The sequence below is a fragment of the Mesobacterium pallidum genome (assembly GCF_019966535.1).
Lineage (GTDB): Bacteria > Pseudomonadota > Alphaproteobacteria > Rhodobacterales > Rhodobacteraceae > Mesobacterium > Mesobacterium pallidum.
In genome coordinates this window covers 579,893-594,310 of sequence record NZ_JAIMID010000002.1, presented here as the reverse complement: position 1 = coordinate 594,310, position 14,418 = coordinate 579,893, and the positions used below count along the sequence as shown (strand labels likewise).

16 protein-coding genes are annotated in these 14,418 nt (G+C 68.9%); 7 read left to right on the top strand and 9 right to left on the bottom strand.

The features are described from left to right. Positions 1–70: 70 nt before the first annotated feature. Together MF270_RS05340 and MF270_RS05335 are read right to left on the bottom strand one after the other, a co-directional pair. Entirely contained in the window at positions 71–328 is a 258-nt protein-coding gene (locus MF270_RS05340) for a hypothetical protein (RefSeq protein ID WP_238364814.1), read from the bottom strand. 6 nt (positions 329–334) lie between these two features. Further along, positions 335–670: a hypothetical protein gene (locus MF270_RS05335; RefSeq protein WP_238364813.1), complete on the bottom strand. Its 336-nt coding sequence runs from the start codon at positions 668–670 to the stop codon at positions 335–337. A 257-nt stretch (positions 671–927) separates the two neighbouring features. On the opposite strand from MF270_RS05335, the gene MF270_RS05330 reads away from it, so the two are divergent. Next, positions 928–2,586: an NAD+ synthase gene (locus MF270_RS05330; RefSeq protein ID WP_238364812.1), complete on the top strand. Its 1,659-nt coding sequence runs from the start codon at positions 928–930 to the stop codon at positions 2,584–2,586. 66 nt (positions 2,587–2,652) lie between these two features. Here MF270_RS05330 and MF270_RS05325 read toward each other — a convergent pair whose 3' ends face one another. Both MF270_RS05325 and MF270_RS05320 read right to left on the bottom strand, forming a co-directional pair. Next, complete coding sequence (locus MF270_RS05325) at positions 2,653–3,261, bottom strand: C39 family peptidase (RefSeq protein ID WP_238364811.1); 609 nt, start codon at positions 3,259–3,261, stop codon at positions 2,653–2,655. 45 nt (positions 3,262–3,306) lie between these two features. Beyond that, entirely contained in the window at positions 3,307–3,696 is a 390-nt protein-coding gene (locus MF270_RS05320) for a metallopeptidase family protein (RefSeq protein WP_238364810.1), read from the bottom strand. A gap of 165 nt (positions 3,697–3,861) precedes the next feature. On the opposite strand from MF270_RS05320, the gene MF270_RS05315 reads away from it, so the two are divergent. Further along, positions 3,862–4,542 (top strand): TetR/AcrR family transcriptional regulator, encoded by a 681-nt coding sequence (locus tag MF270_RS05315; RefSeq protein ID WP_238364809.1) that lies wholly within the window; start codon positions 3,862–3,864, stop codon positions 4,540–4,542. Positions 4,543–4,587: 45 nt separating this feature from the next. On the opposite strand, the gene MF270_RS05310 is transcribed toward MF270_RS05315, so the two are convergent. After that, a complete protein-coding gene (locus MF270_RS05310) occupies positions 4,588–5,349 on the bottom strand; it encodes an IclR family transcriptional regulator domain-containing protein (protein ID WP_238364808.1) in 762 nt (253 codons plus the stop codon). Positions 5,350–5,452: 103 nt separating this feature from the next. Here MF270_RS05310 and MF270_RS05305 point away from each other — a divergent pair, with 103 nt between their 5' ends. From MF270_RS05305 to pcaF, 3 genes are read left to right on the top strand one after another with little or no spacing between them, the layout of a single operon-like run. Beyond that, the gene (locus MF270_RS05305) at positions 5,453–6,160 is read left to right on the top strand and encodes a 3-oxoacid CoA-transferase subunit A (protein ID WP_238364807.1); all 708 of its coding nucleotides are present in this window, start codon (positions 5,453–5,455) and stop codon (positions 6,158–6,160) included. Beyond that, the gene (locus MF270_RS05300) at positions 6,157–6,846 is read left to right on the top strand and encodes a 3-oxoacid CoA-transferase subunit B (protein ID WP_272490675.1); all 690 of its coding nucleotides are present in this window, start codon (positions 6,157–6,159) and stop codon (positions 6,844–6,846) included. The genes MF270_RS05305 and MF270_RS05300 overlap by 4 nt, the downstream gene beginning before the upstream one ends. Continuing rightward, on the top strand, positions 6,843–8,036 hold the full coding sequence (pcaF, locus tag MF270_RS05295; RefSeq protein ID WP_238364806.1) for a 3-oxoadipyl-CoA thiolase: 1,194 nt from the start codon (positions 6,843–6,845) through the stop codon (positions 8,034–8,036). The genes MF270_RS05300 and pcaF overlap by 4 nt, the downstream gene beginning before the upstream one ends. A gap of 263 nt (positions 8,037–8,299) precedes the next feature. Here pcaF and soxR read toward each other — a convergent pair whose 3' ends face one another. Continuing rightward, positions 8,300–8,770: a redox-sensitive transcriptional activator SoxR gene (gene soxR, locus MF270_RS05290; protein WP_238364805.1), complete on the bottom strand. Its 471-nt coding sequence runs from the start codon at positions 8,768–8,770 to the stop codon at positions 8,300–8,302. A 95-nt stretch (positions 8,771–8,865) separates the two neighbouring features. On the opposite strand from soxR, the gene MF270_RS05285 reads away from it, so the two are divergent. Continuing rightward, the gene (locus tag MF270_RS05285; RefSeq protein ID WP_238364804.1) at positions 8,866–9,246 is read left to right on the top strand and encodes a VOC family protein; all 381 of its coding nucleotides are present in this window, start codon (positions 8,866–8,868) and stop codon (positions 9,244–9,246) included. 62 nt (positions 9,247–9,308) lie between these two features. Continuing rightward, positions 9,309–9,737: a DUF1801 domain-containing protein gene (locus MF270_RS05280; protein ID WP_238364803.1), complete on the top strand. Its 429-nt coding sequence runs from the start codon at positions 9,309–9,311 to the stop codon at positions 9,735–9,737. Positions 9,738–9,741: 4 nt separating this feature from the next. On the opposite strand, the gene MF270_RS05275 is transcribed toward MF270_RS05280, so the two are convergent. From MF270_RS05275 to hrpB, 3 genes are all read right to left on the bottom strand, one after another. After that, complete coding sequence (locus MF270_RS05275) at positions 9,742–11,211, bottom strand: inorganic phosphate transporter (RefSeq protein WP_238364802.1); 1,470 nt, start codon at positions 11,209–11,211, stop codon at positions 9,742–9,744. A 110-nt stretch (positions 11,212–11,321) separates the two neighbouring features. Continuing rightward, positions 11,322–11,807 (bottom strand): NUDIX hydrolase, encoded by a 486-nt coding sequence (locus MF270_RS05270; RefSeq protein ID WP_238364801.1) that lies wholly within the window; start codon positions 11,805–11,807, stop codon positions 11,322–11,324. Positions 11,808–11,927: 120 nt separating this feature from the next. Continuing rightward, positions 11,928–14,348 (bottom strand): ATP-dependent helicase HrpB, encoded by a 2,421-nt coding sequence (gene hrpB, locus MF270_RS05265; protein ID WP_238364800.1) that lies wholly within the window; start codon positions 14,346–14,348, stop codon positions 11,928–11,930. Positions 14,349–14,418 lie beyond the last annotated feature (70 nt).

The window sequence follows — 14,418 nt, the reverse complement described above, 5'->3', positions numbered from 1 at the left end:
TAGTTGCCTTTGCCCATCGTGGCCTCCTTGCCTCAAAAATTAGGGAAGAAGGCGTCCACGAACCATGGGGCTATTCAGCCGCCCTGTTGCGCATCGCCGGTACCGGGGTGAGCGTCGTACCGGGGGGCACGACGTAATGCTGGTCGAAGAAATGGCCGGGGTAGCACGTCAGCAGGTCCGGGATCGCCGTCACGCTGCCCCGGCACGCGATCCCGGGGGTGGCCGGGTCCGGCAGGGACAGGTAGCACAGTTGCGTGTCGGCCTCGACCGCTTGCATCATGGTGGTGAAATCCCCCGCCGTCACGTAGGCATAGGTGACGGGCGCCACGGCCGCCTATCCCCGACTGTGCAGGTGGTGATCGAAGAGATCGTGCAACATCTCTCCGCTCTCGGGGTTGAGGCGGGTCTCGGTGCCATCGGCGGCCACGTGGGTCAGCACGAGGTGGCCCTTGTCCGGCCCGTCCTCGATGGCCGCGACCCCGTCGAGGAGGCAGCAGGCCTTGTGCAGGCCGGCCGCGACACCCTCGGACACGAGCTGTTCCAGCCAGGTGCGGCTTTCGGGGTCCAGATCGGCGAGCCATCCGGCGCGCGCCCGGGCCTCGGGCGTGACGCCGCGGCCGGGCGGGTTGGCGGCATGTGCCAGGATCCCCTGCGGCAGGCGACGGGCCATTTCGGCGAGGGCTTGGGAGAACCTGTCTTTGTCCATGGGGGCGACTCGATTGCGCGGCGGGCGCGCGGCCCGAACGGGCGAGCCTTGCGCCGGGCGTGGGCGCCGGTCAAGTCACCTTGCACGGGTGCCTGTTCTTTCCCCGGCCCGTTCAGGCCGCAGGCAAGGCGTACACGGCGCGGGGGTGCCGGGGCGGTGCGGGTCTTTCCCTCGGGCGCAAAGCTGCTAAACCGGGCCTCGTGCAACGAAGGACCCGCGCGATGAGTGACCGTTTCCGCATCACACTCGGCCAGCTGAACCCGACCGTGGGGGATATCGAGGGCAATGCCGCGCAGGCGCGCGATCTCTGGGCGACCGGCAAGGCCGCCGGCGCCGACATGGTCGCGCTGCCCGAGATGTTCGTGACCGGCTACAACACGCAGGACCTGGTGATGAAGCCCGCCTTTGTCGCCGACGCCATCGCCGCGATCGAGGCCGTGGCACGTGATTGCGCCGATGGCCCTGCGCTGGGCATCGGCGGCCCCTGGATCGAGGAGGGCGCGCTTTACAACGCCTATCACATCTGCCGGGGCGGTCGGGTCGTGTCGCGGGTGCTCAAGCATCACCTGCCGAACGAGACGGTGTTCGACGAGGTGCGGATCTTTGACAGCGGGCCGATCGGCGGGCCTTACGCGGTGGGCAACACCCGCATCGGCTCGCCCATCTGCGAGGATGCCTGGCACCCGGACGTGCCCGAGACGCTGGCCGAGACGGGGGCCGAATTCCTGCTGGTCCCCAATGGCTCGCCCTATTTCCGGGGCAAGCTCGAGGTGCGTCAGAACATGATGGTGGCCCGGGTGATCGAGACCGGACTGCCGCTCATCTACCTCAACATGGTCGGGGGGCAGGACGACCAGGTCTTTGACGGCGGGTCCTTCGCGCTCAACCCCGGCGGGGCGCTGGCGGTGCAGCTGCCGATGTTCGACGCCACCGTGGCGCATGTCGATCTCGAGCGTGGCGAGGACGGCTGGCACGTGCTGCCGCAGGCGCCGGCGCATATCCCCGAGATGATGGAGCTGGACTACCGCGCCATGGTCGAGGCTCTGCGGGACTATTGCCGCAAGACCGGCTTCGGCAAGGTGCTGCTGGGGCTCTCGGGCGGGATCGACAGCGCCATCGTGGCGACCATCGCCGTGGACGCGCTGGGCGCAGGCAACGTGCGCTGCGTGATGCTGCCGTCGGAATACACCAGCCGCGAGTCGCTCGACGACGCTGCCGGGGTGGCCGGGGCGCTGGGCACGCGGCTGGACGAGCTGCCGATCTCGGGCCCGCGGGCGGCGGTGACCGAGGTGCTGGCGCCGCTGTTCGACGGACTGAAACCGGACCTGACCGAAGAGAACATCCAGTCCCGCCTGCGGGGGCTGCTGCTGATGGCCCTGTCGAACAAGTTCGGCGAGATGTTGCTGACCACCGGCAACAAGTCCGAGGTGGCTGTGGGCTATGCCACGATCTACGGCGACATGGCGGGCGGCTACAACCCGATCAAGGATCTCTACAAGACCCGAGTTTTCGACATCTGCCGCTGGCGCAATGCCAACCACCGCGACTGGATGACGGGGCCGGAAGGCACGGTCATCCCACCCCGCGTGATCGACAAGCCGCCGAGCGCCGAGCTGCGGCCGGACCAGAAGGACAGCGATTCACTGCCCGATTACCCGGTGCTGGACGGCATCCTCGAGATGCTGGTGGACCACGAGGCGAGCGTCGCCGAATGCATCGCCGCCGGCTATGATCGGGCGGATGTGAAGAAGGTCGAGCACCTGCTTTACATCAGCGAATACAAGCGCTTCCAGTCGGCGCCGGGCACGCGGCTGTCGACGCGGGCCTTCTGGCTGGACCGGCGCTATCCCATCGTCAACCGCTGGCGTGACAAGGGGTAAGAGGTTTCGGATCGCCGCCCGGTCCAACCCGAGCGGTCCGTTTGGACCGGGCTGCCGGCTTGAAAGTTACCCGGCCGGATGGAACAGGCTGCGGCCGGGCCCATAGGCATGGTTGTGCCAGCTTTCGTTCAACTCGGCGTAGCTCAGGCGCCGCGAATCCCGGGAAGGAATGTCCGGGTCGCGGACAAAGATTTCCTGGCGGCTGTCGTCGAACCCCATGACGACGAAACTGTGGCCGGGGCCAAGCTCGACTTCGATGATGACGGGCACGTTGCGCCGCAGCAGACGATGCATCTCGGCCAGCCCTTGGCGCAGCCCGGCCGAGGACTTGTCGACATGCCGGATCGACCAGCGTTCGCCGATCTGCCGCAACCCGGTCTGCATGTCGGCCCAGTAGGTGAAATCCTTGTTGCGCTGGCCCGCCGGCTTGTGCCCCTCTGCCAGCGTCTTGAGGGCCTTAGGATCGCGCGGGCGTCCCTGGTAGGCCAGAACCATCGCGACCGACGTGGGCACGCACAGGTTTCTGCCCTGTCGGATATGCGGCACGTCGAGCCGCACGAGGCTGCGCGACACAATCGGCGCGGGCAGCGACCGCGTGGGCACGCGCCCTTCGGAGGGACGGAGTTCGGCCAGCGCCGGCGCGGGACAGGCACAGACGGCGGCGGTTGCCAGCATGATCCATCGTCGTGGCAAAGTGTCGGTCATGGGGCGAGTATGCGCCTATTCCCACCAGCGGTCTACGGTGGCGATGTCGTCGTCGGACCAGCCGAAATGGTGGGCGAATTCATGCACCGTCACATGGGCGATCAGCGTGCCCAGGTCCACGTCGCCGCGCTGGCGCCATTCCGACAGGATCGGCATGCGGAACAGCCAGACCGTGTCCGGCCCCATCGGCTGCTGGAACACCGACTTCTCGGTCATCGGGATGCCATCGTAGAGCCCCGTCAGCTCGAGCGGGTCGCGCATCCCGAGCTCGGCCAGCATCTCGGCCGAGGGGTAATCCTTGACCACCAGTGCCACGGCCGCGGCGGCCGCGCGGAACGGGGCCGGGAAATCGTAGATGGCGGCCTGGGCGGCGGCGTAGAAGGCGTCGGGCGACGTGTCTGTCATGACGCGATATATGGCGCCTGCGCGGCGGCAGGCCAAGGGGCGGATCGGGCCGGAGTGGAAAATCGGGAATCAACCCATGTTAACAAAGTATTAGATCAAGAATTCCTGTTGACGAGGCCGCGGTCGGCGATGCAGGATAGGGCGTTTCGAGCGGAGGCAACCCCCATGACGAAACCGTTGCGAGACGGTCCCGACCCGGAGGTGCCTGGTGTTCACCCGGCGGGGCAGGCGCGCAGCCGGCTGCTTCAGGACCGGTTCGTCAAGGCCGGGCGCATGGCGCTGAGGACCACGCGGCTGGACGACCTGTCGATCCCCGTTCTGGCCGAGGCGGCCGCGTCCTCGGTCGGCGGATTCTACTCGCGCTTCGAGACCAAGGAGGCGTTCTTCGAGTTCCTGCGGGCGAAGATGCTCGAGGCGCACAAGCGGCTGTTCGATGACCGGCTGGCCGACGACCGCCTGACCAACCGGGGCCGCGGCGATGTCAGCGAAGAGCTGGTGGACGCGATGCTGGCCATCTTCTCGGGGCCATGGCGCGGCGTCCTGCGCGAGGCTTATGCTTGCATGACCGACAGTCCCGCGGCCTGGGCGCCGATGCGCGCGCGTGGCCAGATGGTGCGGGACCGCGTGCTGGCGCTGTACCGGACGCACATGCCCGGGGATGACAAGCTGGAAGAGCGTGTGTCGATGGCCGTGCAACTGCTCTACTCGGCGCTCAACAACGAGATGATGAACCCGAACCTCACCTTCAAGATCGAGGATCCCAAGTTCCGGACCTACCTTGTCGCAATGGTCGATGCGATCGTGTCCGGCGAGGCGCCGGGCCTTCGCCCCGCCTCGCCGCAGTGACGGCCGTGGGCCGGCGGGCTCGTCACGCCCCTGGTCGGGCGCGCCTCAGGGCAGCACCCGCCGCAGACCGGCCTGGGTGCGGCTGAGCGCGGGCAGGTAGCGCGTCTCGAGCGTCTCGGCCCCGCCATCCACCGCCGCGACGCCTGTGTTCAGCGCGGCAACCACGGCGCCCCGCGTATTCAGCAGCGGCACGGCGATCGACCGCAGGCCAAGCTCGACTTCCTGGTCGATCAGCGCATAGCCACGGGCGCGGGTGCGGGCGATCTCGGCCATGATCTCCTCAGGGTCCGTGAGGCTGAGCGCCGTGCGCGGCGCGAGGTCCGAGCGCAGGACGATGTCGCGCGCTTCGGCCTCGGGCAGGGCGGCCAGCAGCACCCGGCCCATCGAGGTGCAATGGGCCGGCAGGCGCGAGCCCGGCATCAGCCCGATGGACATGACCCGCCGCTGCGCCGCGCGGGCGAGGTAGACGATCTCGGTCCCGTCGAGGATCGACACCGAGGTCGATTGACCGATCTGTTCCGACAGCTGGTCGAGCCAGGGCTGCACCAGCTGCGGCAGGGGCAGGGCGGCCAGCGCCCCCATGCCCAGCCGCAGGATGCGCGGCGTCAAGGTAAAGAACTTGCCGTCGTAGTCGGCATAGCCCTCGTGGTGCAGGGTCAGGAGGCAGCGCCGCGCGGTCGCCTTGTCAAGCCCCGTGCGCCGGGCCACGTCGGTGATTGTCAGCTTCGGGCTGTCGGCCCCGAAGCATTCGATCACGCGCAGCCCCTTGGCGAGCGAGGCGATGGTATCGGTCGGTTTGTTCAACATGCGCACGAGATGATGCATGTTCCGAACTAAGGTCAAGATGCGAACGAAACCTCTGGCTCCGGGGCGGGGCCCGGCGTAGCCATGGGGCAAAGGAGGACACCTCATGGACAAAAGACTTGGCAATGTGGCCGAGGCGGTTGCCGGCATCCCCGACGGGGCCGTCGTGATGATCGGCGGCTTCGGCGGCTCGGGCGCCCCGATCGAGCTGATCCACGCGCTGATCGACCAGGGCGCGCGCCACCTGACCGTGGTCAACAACAACGCGGGCAATGGACACGTGGGCCTCGCCGCGCTGATCGAACAGGGGCGGGTGGACAAGCTGATCTGCTCCTTCCCGCGTTCGGCCGACCCGGTGGCCTTCACCGACGCCTACCGGGCTGGCCGGATCGAACTGGAGATCGTGCCGCAGGGCACCCTGGCCGAGCGCATCCGCGCCGGCGGCGCCGGCATCCCGGCCTTCTACACCCCCACGGGCTTTGGCACCGAGATCGCGGAGGGCAAGCCCGTGGCCGAGTTCGACGGGCGCAGCTACGTGCAGGAGCGCTGGCTGAAGGCCGATTTCGCGCTGATCAAGGCCGAGCTGGGCGATCCGCATGGCAACCTCACCTACCGCATGGCCGGGCGCAACTTTGGCCCGGTCATGGCGACGGCCGCCACGGTGACCATCGCGCAGGTGTCCCGCGTGGTGCCACTGGGCGGGATCGACCCCGAGCATGTCATCACGCCCGGAATCTTCGTGAACCACGTGGTCGAAATCGCAACCCCCGCGCAGGAAGAGGCGCTGAACCGGGCGGAGGCCGTCTACCCATGATCGACATTTCCCGGATCAAGCTCAGCAACGCCCAGATTGCCTGGCGCGCGGCGCAGGACATCGCCGATGGCGCCTATGTCAACCTCGGCATCGGCTTTCCCGAAATGGTCGCGCGGTTCCAGCCCGAGGGGCGGCAGGCGATTTTCCATACCGAGAACGGCGTGCTGGATTTCGGCCCCGCGCCCGAACCGGGCGCCGAGGATTGGGACCTGATCAACGCCGGCAAGAAGGCGATCACCCTGCGGCCCGGCACGTCTTTCTTCCACCATGCCGACAGTTTCGCCATGGTGCGCGGCGGGCACCTGGATCTTGCGGTCCTCGGCGCCTTCGAGGTGGCACAGAACGGGAACCTCGCCAATTGGTCCACCGGCAAGGGCGGCATCCCGGCCGTGGGCGGGGCAATGGACCTGGTGCAATCGGCCAAGCGCATCGCCGTACTGACCGACCACGTCACCAAGACCGGCGCGCCCAAGCTGGTCGATCGTTGCACGCTGCCGTTGACCGGGGTTGCTTGCGTGACGCGGGTCTATTCCTCGCTGGCCGTTGTGGATATCGAAAGCGGCCATTTCGTGCTGCGCGAGAAGGTGGCGGCGATCTCTTTCGATGACCTGCAGGCGCTGACCGGTGCCCCGCTGCATACCGACGGCCCCGTGGCCGACCTCATTTGCACAAAGGACCTGGCATGACCGACGTCTACATCTGCGACTACATCCGCACCCCAATCGGCCGTTTCGGCGGCAGCCTTGCGCCGGTGCGCGCTGACGACCTTGGCGCCGTGCCCATCGCCGCGCTGATGGCGCGGAACGACATCGACTGGGCGCAGGTGGACGAGGTCTACTACGGCTGCGCCAACCAGGCAGGCGAGGACAACCGCAACGTGGCGCGCATGTCGGCGCTGCTGGCGGGCCTGCCGGTGGACGTGCCGGGCACCACGCTGAACCGGCTCTGCGGCTCGGGCATGGACGCGGTGATCTCGGCCGCGCGGGCCATCCGCGCGGGCGAGCAGGAACTTGCCATCGCCGGCGGGGTCGAGAGCATGAGCCGCGCGCCCTTCGTCATGCCCAAGGCCGAGAGCGCGTTTTCGCGGGCCAATGCGGTTTACGACACGACCATCGGCTGGCGCTTCATCAACCCGGTGATGAAGGCGCAATATGGCGTCGATTCCATGCCAGAGACGGCCGAGAACGTGGCCGAGGATTTCGGCGTCTCCCGCGCGGACCAGGACGCCCTTGCCCTTCGCTCGCAGGAGAAGGCGGCGGCGGCCATCGCCTCGGGCCGGCTGGCGCGCGAGATCACGCCGGTCACGATCCCGCAGAGGCGGGGCGATCCGGTGGTGGTCGACACAGACGAGCATCCCCGCGCCACCACGGCCGAGGCGCTGGCCAAGCTGCGCCCCATCGTCAAGGCGGACGGGACGGTCACGGCGGGCAATGCCTCGGGCGTGAACGACGGGGCGGCGGCGCTGCTGCTGGCGTCGGAAGCCGCGATCAAGGCGCATGGGCTGACGCCGCTGGCCCGCGTGCTGGGTGGCGCCACGGCCGGTGTTGCGCCGCGGATCATGGGGTTCGGCCCGGCGCCCGCGTCGAAGAAGCTGATGGCGCGACTGGGGCTGACCGTGGACGATTTCGCGGTGATCGAGCTGAACGAGGCCTTCGCCTCGCAGGGGCTTGCCACGCTGCGCGACCTTGGCATCGCGGATGACGATGCCCGCGTGAACCGCAACGGCGGCGCGATTGCGCTGGGTCATCCCTTGGGCATGTCGGGCGCGCGGATCACCGGGACGGCGATGCTGGATCTCGAGCCGGGACAGAAGAGCCTGTCGTGCATGTGCATCGGCGTGGGACAGGGGATCGCGGTCGCGCTGGAGCGTGTCTGACCTCTTGGTCTGATCCGGCGGCGCGCGCGTGCCGCGCGCATATGTCTAGCCAGGCCGCCCGTCGGGCGGCTCGGCCGGTTTGCCTCCGGCGGGAGTATTTTCGGAATAATGAAAGGGGCACCGGGCGCGCTGGTCCGAAGGGCTGGCGCGCCCCCCCGAGCGACGCGGGCAGCGCGGCGCAAGACCTTGGGCGTCCAACGCGCGCAGCGCGGCGCAAGACCTGGGGCGTCCGACGCGGGCGGTGCGGTGCAGACCCTTGGGCGTCAGCCCACTTCCGGGACCTCGGACGAGCGATCGCCCATCAGGTAACGCGCCCCGCTGCCCTTCTTGGCCGCCTTGTCGCGGGCGTTGTAGAGCGCGCAGCGCTCCATCGACAGGCAGCCGCATCCGATGCAGCCGTCGAGATCGTCGCGCAGCGTCTCGAGCGTGGCGATCCTCTGGTCGAGCTCGGCGCGGAACATGGCGCTGATCTTCTTCCAGTCCCGGGCGTTCGGTGGGCGACCGTCCGGCAGGTCCGCCAGCACCTCGCGGATGCGGGGAAGGCCGAACCCCAGCCCCTGGGCCACCTGGACAAAGGCCAGCCGGCGCAGGTCGGCGCGGCGGAACCGGCGCTGGCCGTTTGGCGCGCGCATCGGGGTGATCAGGCCGAACTCTTCGTAATAGCGCAGGGCCGAGACGGCCAGGCCAGTGCGCTCGGCCACCGCGCCGATGGAGAGGATATCTGTTGCCTTCATGGCAAGCTCCTGCTTTGCAAGAAAACCTTTCGCTTGATCTCAAGCCTACTTGAGGTCGCATGATCTGGCTACAAGCAATTCGAAAGGACAGATCCATGACCACCCGACTCGAACACCTGAACGTCACCGTGCCCGACGCCGATGCCACCGCTGCCCGGCTCGAGCGGCTGTTCGGCTGGCGCCAGCGCTGGAAGGGGGCCAGCATCCACGGCGGCACCTCGATCCATATCGGGAGCGAGGACGCCTATGTGGCGCTTTACCAGCCGGCCACGGAGCAGGTGCCGGGGACCAGCAGCTACACCACGACCGGCGGGCTCAACCATATCGGCGTGGTGGTCGATGACCTTGATGCCGTCGAGACGCGGGTCAGGGCCGAGGGGCTCGAGCCGCATTCCCATGCCGATTACGAACCCGGCCGGCGGTTCTATTTCGACGATCCGGACGGGATCGAGATCGAGGTGGTCAGCTACGCCTGACCCTCTGGCCGCGTTGCCTCGCGCGCCGCACCCATGCCATGCTGTGGCAAAGGGAGGCTGACATGTCCGAGAACAAGACCCGCCCCTGTGCCGGGGACGTCGCGACTTACCTGGCCGCGGTCGAACCCGCCCGTCGGCGCGAGGATGCCCTGCGGCTTGACGCGATCTTTCGGGACGCGACCGGCTGGCAGCCCGTGCTCTGGGGCGGGTCGATCCTGGGCTACGGCCAGTACCATTATGCCTATGACAGCGGGCGCGAGGGTGACTTCCTCGCCACCGGTTTCGCGCCCCGCAAGTCGAACCTCGTGGTCTACATCATGCCCGGCTATGCCGATTTCGGGCCGATCCTCGCGCGGCTTGGCAAGCATCGGCTGGGCAAGTCCTGCCTCTACCTCAACCGGCTCTCGGATGTGGACGAAAACGTGCTGGCCGAGCTGATCCGCGCCGGGCTGGACGACCTGGGCAGGCGCTGGCCCATCGCGCCCAGCTGACGGGTCAGGCGGTCACCGCCGTCAGCACCAGGAAGATCACGCCCGACAGCAGCGCCGCGGCGGGCACGGTAATGACCCAGGCCGCGACGATGGTCATGAAATGCGACCGGCGCACCAGTTTGCGGCGGCGCCGTTCCTCGGGGCCAAGCGGCGGGATCGACCGGCGCAGGGCGGTCTCGCGGGCCCGGCGCTCGGCCTCCCATTCGCGGAAGAAGCCGACGCCGAAGACGCCGCCCACGGCGATATGGGTCGAGCTGACCGGCAGGCCCAGCCAGGAGGCGACGATCACCGTGATCGCGGCCGAAAGCGACACGCAATAGGCGCGCATCGGGTTCAGCTTGGTGATCTGGTCGCCGACCATGCGGATCAGCTTGGGCCCGAAGAGAAAGAGGCCAAACGAGATGCCGACCGCGCCGATCACCATGACCCAGGTCGGGATGGCGACCTTGGCCGCGGCGTCGCCGAATTCGGTCGTGTGGACGATGGCGGCCAGCGGGCCCACCGCGTTGGCCACGTCGTTGGCGCCGTGGGCAAAGCTCAGCAGCGCGGCCGAGATGATCAGAGGCAACCCGAACAGCACCTTGAGCGAGCGGTTGCGGTTCTCGAGCCCTTCGGACTGGCGGCGGATCAGCGGGATGCAGGCCAGCCAGGTGGCGATGCCCAGCCCGAGGCCGATCAGCAGCGAGGTGCCCATGCCGATGTCGATGATCTTCTTCAGCCCCTTCAGCGCCAGGTAGGCGGCAAAGGCGCCGGCCATGATGCCGATGAGCACGGGCACCCATTTGCGGGCGGCGGCGATCTTGTCGTCCTGGTAGATGATCCGGTACTTGATGAACGCCAGGAACGCGGCCGCGATGACGCCGCCCAGCACCGGCGAGATCACCCAGCTGGCGGCGATCGTGCCCATGGTCGGCCAGTTGACGGCGGCAAAGCCTGCCGCCGCGATGCCCGCGCCCATGACCCCGCCGACCACCGAATGGGTGGTCGAGACCGGCGCGCCCACGAAGGTGGCAAGGTTCACCCAGAGCGCGGACGAGACCAGCGCCGCCATCATCGCCCAGATGAAGATGCGCGAATCCGCCACCGTCGCCGGGTCGATGATGCCCTTCGAGATGGTCGAGACCACGTCGCCTCCCGCCAGAAGCGCGCCGAGGCTTTCGAACACGGCGGCGATCAACAGCGCCCCGCCCATGGTCAGCGCGTTGGCGCCCACCGCCGGGCCCATGTTGTTGGCCACGTCGTTGGCGCCGATGTTCAGCGCCATGTAGGCGCCGAAGACGGCCGCCGCGATGACGATCATGCTGCTGGTGCCGCCGCCAAAGACCAGCGCGGCCAGCAGCCCCGCCACCACGATGAAGATCAGCGCCACGCCAAGCCCCACGTAGGGGCGCGAGACGAAGGTGGTCGCTTCTTCGAGGTAGCTCAGCCGGTTCAGGTCGCGGTCAAGCTGTTTCCACTGCGTCGTCTTGGGCATCTGGCGCGGCTCCCCCCTTGGGCCAAGTTGGCGGGGAGGTAGCAGAGCGAACCCCGAAGGGCAAATTATCCTGTCATAAAACCGTCATGTGCGGCGCAGGGCGCACAGGGTCAGGCGGCGGTGCCGTCCGCGTCCCCGGCCAGGTCCAGCAGCAGCGTCTTGAGGCCCGGTTCGTGCACGAGATCGGCCGCCTCTTCCACGGGCACCCAGCGGCGGTCACGCTGGCCGACCTCGGGGTAGTCGCGCTCCAGGTCCTCGACCTGCATGCGGTAGACCAGCGTCTCGACCGGGATGACCAGCCCGCCGCGCAGCCGCTTGCCGTAAGTGTAGCTTCCGACCGGCTCCCGCCCCTTGTACTTGCAGCGCGCGCCGGCCTCTTCCCAGGCTTCCTGCGCGGCCGAGCCGGGCCCGTCGGTCCCCGCCATGGGCCAGCCCTTGGGCAGCACCCAGCGTTTCGTCTCGCGGCTGGTGATCAGCAGGACCTCTTTCCCGGCCGTCCCGTCGCGCAGGCATAGCGCGGCCACCTGGATGCGGCGCGGTCGGGAAAGGATCGGCTGAACCAGGTTGGTCCAGGCGCGGGACAATGTGGGAACCATGAAAACGGATGCCTGCCTTTTCTTCTTTGTGACGAAACTTTTAGGACGTTTGCACGGAAAAGGCAAATGACCGGTGAATCCGGCGGCAACGGGTCGCGAACCCTGCCCGAAAAACCGGCGTCAGCCTCGCGGCTTGGCGCGCAGGGTCGGGTCGGCCTGGGTCGGGTCCTCGGGCCAGGGGTGCCGGGGGTAGCGCCCGCGCATGTCCTTGCGCACGTCGGCATAGGACGAGGCCCAGAAGCCGGGAATATCGAGCGTGGTCTGCACCGGCTTCTGCCCCGGCGACAGCAGGGTCACGCGCAGCGGGGTGCGGCCCACCGTGGGGTGGGTGGTCTGGCCGAACATCTCTTGCAGGCGCAGGGTGATTTCCGGGTGTTCGCCGGAATAGTCGATGGGGATCTTGCGGCCCAGCGGGGTGGTGAAATGCGCCGGTGCGGCGGCATCCAGCGCCTGCATCTGGTCCCAGTCCAGCATGGCGCGCAGGGCGGGCAGGGGGTCGAAGGTCTTCCATTGCGCATCCGTCTTGACGCCTGCAAGGTAGGGCAACAGCCAGTCTTCGAGCCGGTCCAGCAGCGCGGCGTCGGACATGTCGGGCAGGTCGGGGCGCGTGTCGCGGACCAGTGCGACGCGGGCGCGGAACCGCTCGGCCGCGTCGGTGAGGCGCAGGCCCAGGTCGCGCACCCCGTCCAGCATGGCGCGGGCGACGGCGTCCCGGGGCACGTCCTTCCAGATCCGGTCGTCGAGCACGATGGCGCCCAGCCGTTCCTGCTGGCGCGACACCACGCGGCGTTCGCGTTTCGACCAGGTGCAGCTGTCGACCCATTGGATCTCGTCCGGGAACAGCGCCCGGATCTCGCCAAGGGTGATCTGCGCCGCCTGCCGGATCCTGGCCTCGCGCGGGTCGCCGTCGAGGTCGGTGGCGACGAGGAACCCGGCGTTCACCAGTGGATCGCCCTCGGGCAGCACGGCGCCCTTGCCGCCCGACAGGACATGGCGCGGATGGTCGCCCTTGCGGCGCTGCCCGATGCGGTCGGGATAGGCGAGGGCGGCCATCTCGGCCGGGTCCAGTGCAGGCTTGTCGTCAGCCATGCGCCCGAGGCGCTTCGCCTCGGCCTTGATGCGCTCTATGGCGCCGCGATTGGGCTGCCAGGGGCGCGTGTCGGCAAAGCGGCGCGGGTCGCGCAGCGCCTCGAGCCGCAGCGACAGGTCCACCGGCGCGCCGCGCGGCAGCGGGTCGCGGTCGGCCAGCAGCGCGGCCAGCGGCGCGGCGGCCCGGCCTGCGCTGTCGAGCATGGCGGCAAGGCGCGGATGCAGCGGCAGCCGCGCCAGCCGCTTGCCGCGCGGGGTGATGCGCTGCGTATGGTCCAGCGCGCCCAGCATCGTCAGCAGCGCCTGCGCCTCGGCATAGGCGCCGGGATTGGGCGGGGTCAGGAAGGGCAGCGCCTCGGGCGTGGCCCCCCATTGCGCCAGTTCCAGCGCGAGGCCGGCAAGGTCCGCCGTCTCGATCTCGGCCGGCGGGAAAGGGGCGAGCGCGCCTTCTTCGCCGCGGGTCCAGAGGCGGTAGCAGGTGCCCTCCGCCACGCGGCCGGCGCGGCCCGTGCGCTGGGTCGCCTCGGCCTTGGTCACACGCTCTGTCACCAGCCGCGCCATGCCCGAGGACGGGTCGAACCGGGCCCGGCGGGCCCGGCCTGCGTCGACCACCACGCGGATGTCTTCGATGGTCAGCGAGGTCTCGGCAATGGACGTGGCCAGCACCACCTTGCGCCCCTCGGTCGCGGGGCGGATCGCGGCGCGCTGCGCGGCGAAGTCCATGGCGCCGAAGAGGGGGCGGAGGTGGCAATCGGCGGGCAGGCGGGGTTTCAGCAGGGCCTCGACGCGGCGGATCTCGCCCTCGCCGGGCAGGAAGACCAGCACGCCGCCTGTCGTTTCGCTGACCGCTTGCGCGACGAGGTCTGCCGTCGCCTCCTCCAGCCGCCGCTTGCCGAGGGGCGTGTCGCTATGACGGATATCCACCGGAAAGGCGCGCCCTTCCGAGGTCACGATGGGCGCCGACATGAGCTCGGCCACGGGCCCCGCGTCCAGCGTGGCGGACATGGCGAGCAGTTTCAGATCGTCCCGCAGCGCCTCGGTCACTTCGAGGCAAAGCGCCAGCCCGAGGTCGGCGTTCAGCGAGCGTTCGTGGAATTCGTCGAAGATCACGCAGCCGACGCCCGGCAGTTCGGGGTCGGTTTGCAGCATCCGGGTCAGGATGCCTTCGGTTACGACTTCGATGCGGGTACCCGGCTTGCTTTCGCCCCGGATGCGGTAGCCGACGCTTTGGCCGACGGGCTCGCCCAGGCTTTCGGCCAGCCGCTCCGCCGCGGCCCGCGCAGCAAGTCGGCGGGGTTCGAGCATGACGATGCGGCCGGTGACGATCTCCATCAGAGCCAGCGGTACCCTGGTGGTCTTGCCCGCACCGGGCGGGGCCTGCAGCACGGCGCGCGTGCCGTCCTTGAGAACGGCAATCAACTCGGGCAGGGCATCGTCGATGGGCAGGCGCATGGGGCCGATGTACCGACCCGCCGCGGACGCGGCAAGACGGACCCGCTGCGCGGCCGGCAAGCGGGGCTTG

Coding starts and splice junctions, on each gene's coding strand:
- MF270_RS05285 (WP_238364804.1), top strand. CDS start 8,866: ATGACCACCCGACTCGAACACCTGAACGTCACCGTGCCCGACGCCGAT.
- MF270_RS05325 (WP_238364811.1), bottom strand. CDS start 3,261: ATGCTGGCAACCGCCGCCGTCTGTGCCTGTCCCGCGCCGGCGCTGGCC.
- MF270_RS05320 (WP_238364810.1), bottom strand. CDS start 3,696: ATGACAGACACGTCGCCCGACGCCTTCTACGCCGCCGCCCAGGCCGCC.
- MF270_RS05330 (WP_238364812.1), top strand. CDS start 928: ATGAGTGACCGTTTCCGCATCACACTCGGCCAGCTGAACCCGACCGTG.
- soxR (WP_238364805.1), bottom strand. CDS start 8,770: ATGAAGGCAACAGATATCCTCTCCATCGGCGCGGTGGCCGAGCGCACT.
- MF270_RS05270 (WP_238364801.1), bottom strand. CDS start 11,807: ATGGTTCCCACATTGTCCCGCGCCTGGACCAACCTGGTTCAGCCGATC.
- MF270_RS05300 (WP_272490675.1), top strand. CDS start 6,157: ATGATCGACATTTCCCGGATCAAGCTCAGCAACGCCCAGATTGCCTGG.
- MF270_RS05275 (WP_238364802.1), bottom strand. CDS start 11,211: ATGCCCAAGACGACGCAGTGGAAACAGCTTGACCGCGACCTGAACCGG.
- MF270_RS05335 (WP_238364813.1), bottom strand. CDS start 670: ATGGCCCGTCGCCTGCCGCAGGGGATCCTGGCACATGCCGCCAACCCG.
- hrpB (WP_238364800.1), bottom strand. CDS start 14,348: ATGCGCCTGCCCATCGACGATGCCCTGCCCGAGTTGATTGCCGTTCTC.
- MF270_RS05305 (WP_238364807.1), top strand. CDS start 5,453: ATGGACAAAAGACTTGGCAATGTGGCCGAGGCGGTTGCCGGCATCCCC.
- MF270_RS05315 (WP_238364809.1), top strand. CDS start 3,862: ATGACGAAACCGTTGCGAGACGGTCCCGACCCGGAGGTGCCTGGTGTT.
- pcaF (WP_238364806.1), top strand. CDS start 6,843: ATGACCGACGTCTACATCTGCGACTACATCCGCACCCCAATCGGCCGT.
- MF270_RS05280 (WP_238364803.1), top strand. CDS start 9,309: ATGTCCGAGAACAAGACCCGCCCCTGTGCCGGGGACGTCGCGACTTAC.
- MF270_RS05310 (WP_238364808.1), bottom strand. CDS start 5,349: ATGTTGAACAAACCGACCGATACCATCGCCTCGCTCGCCAAGGGGCTG.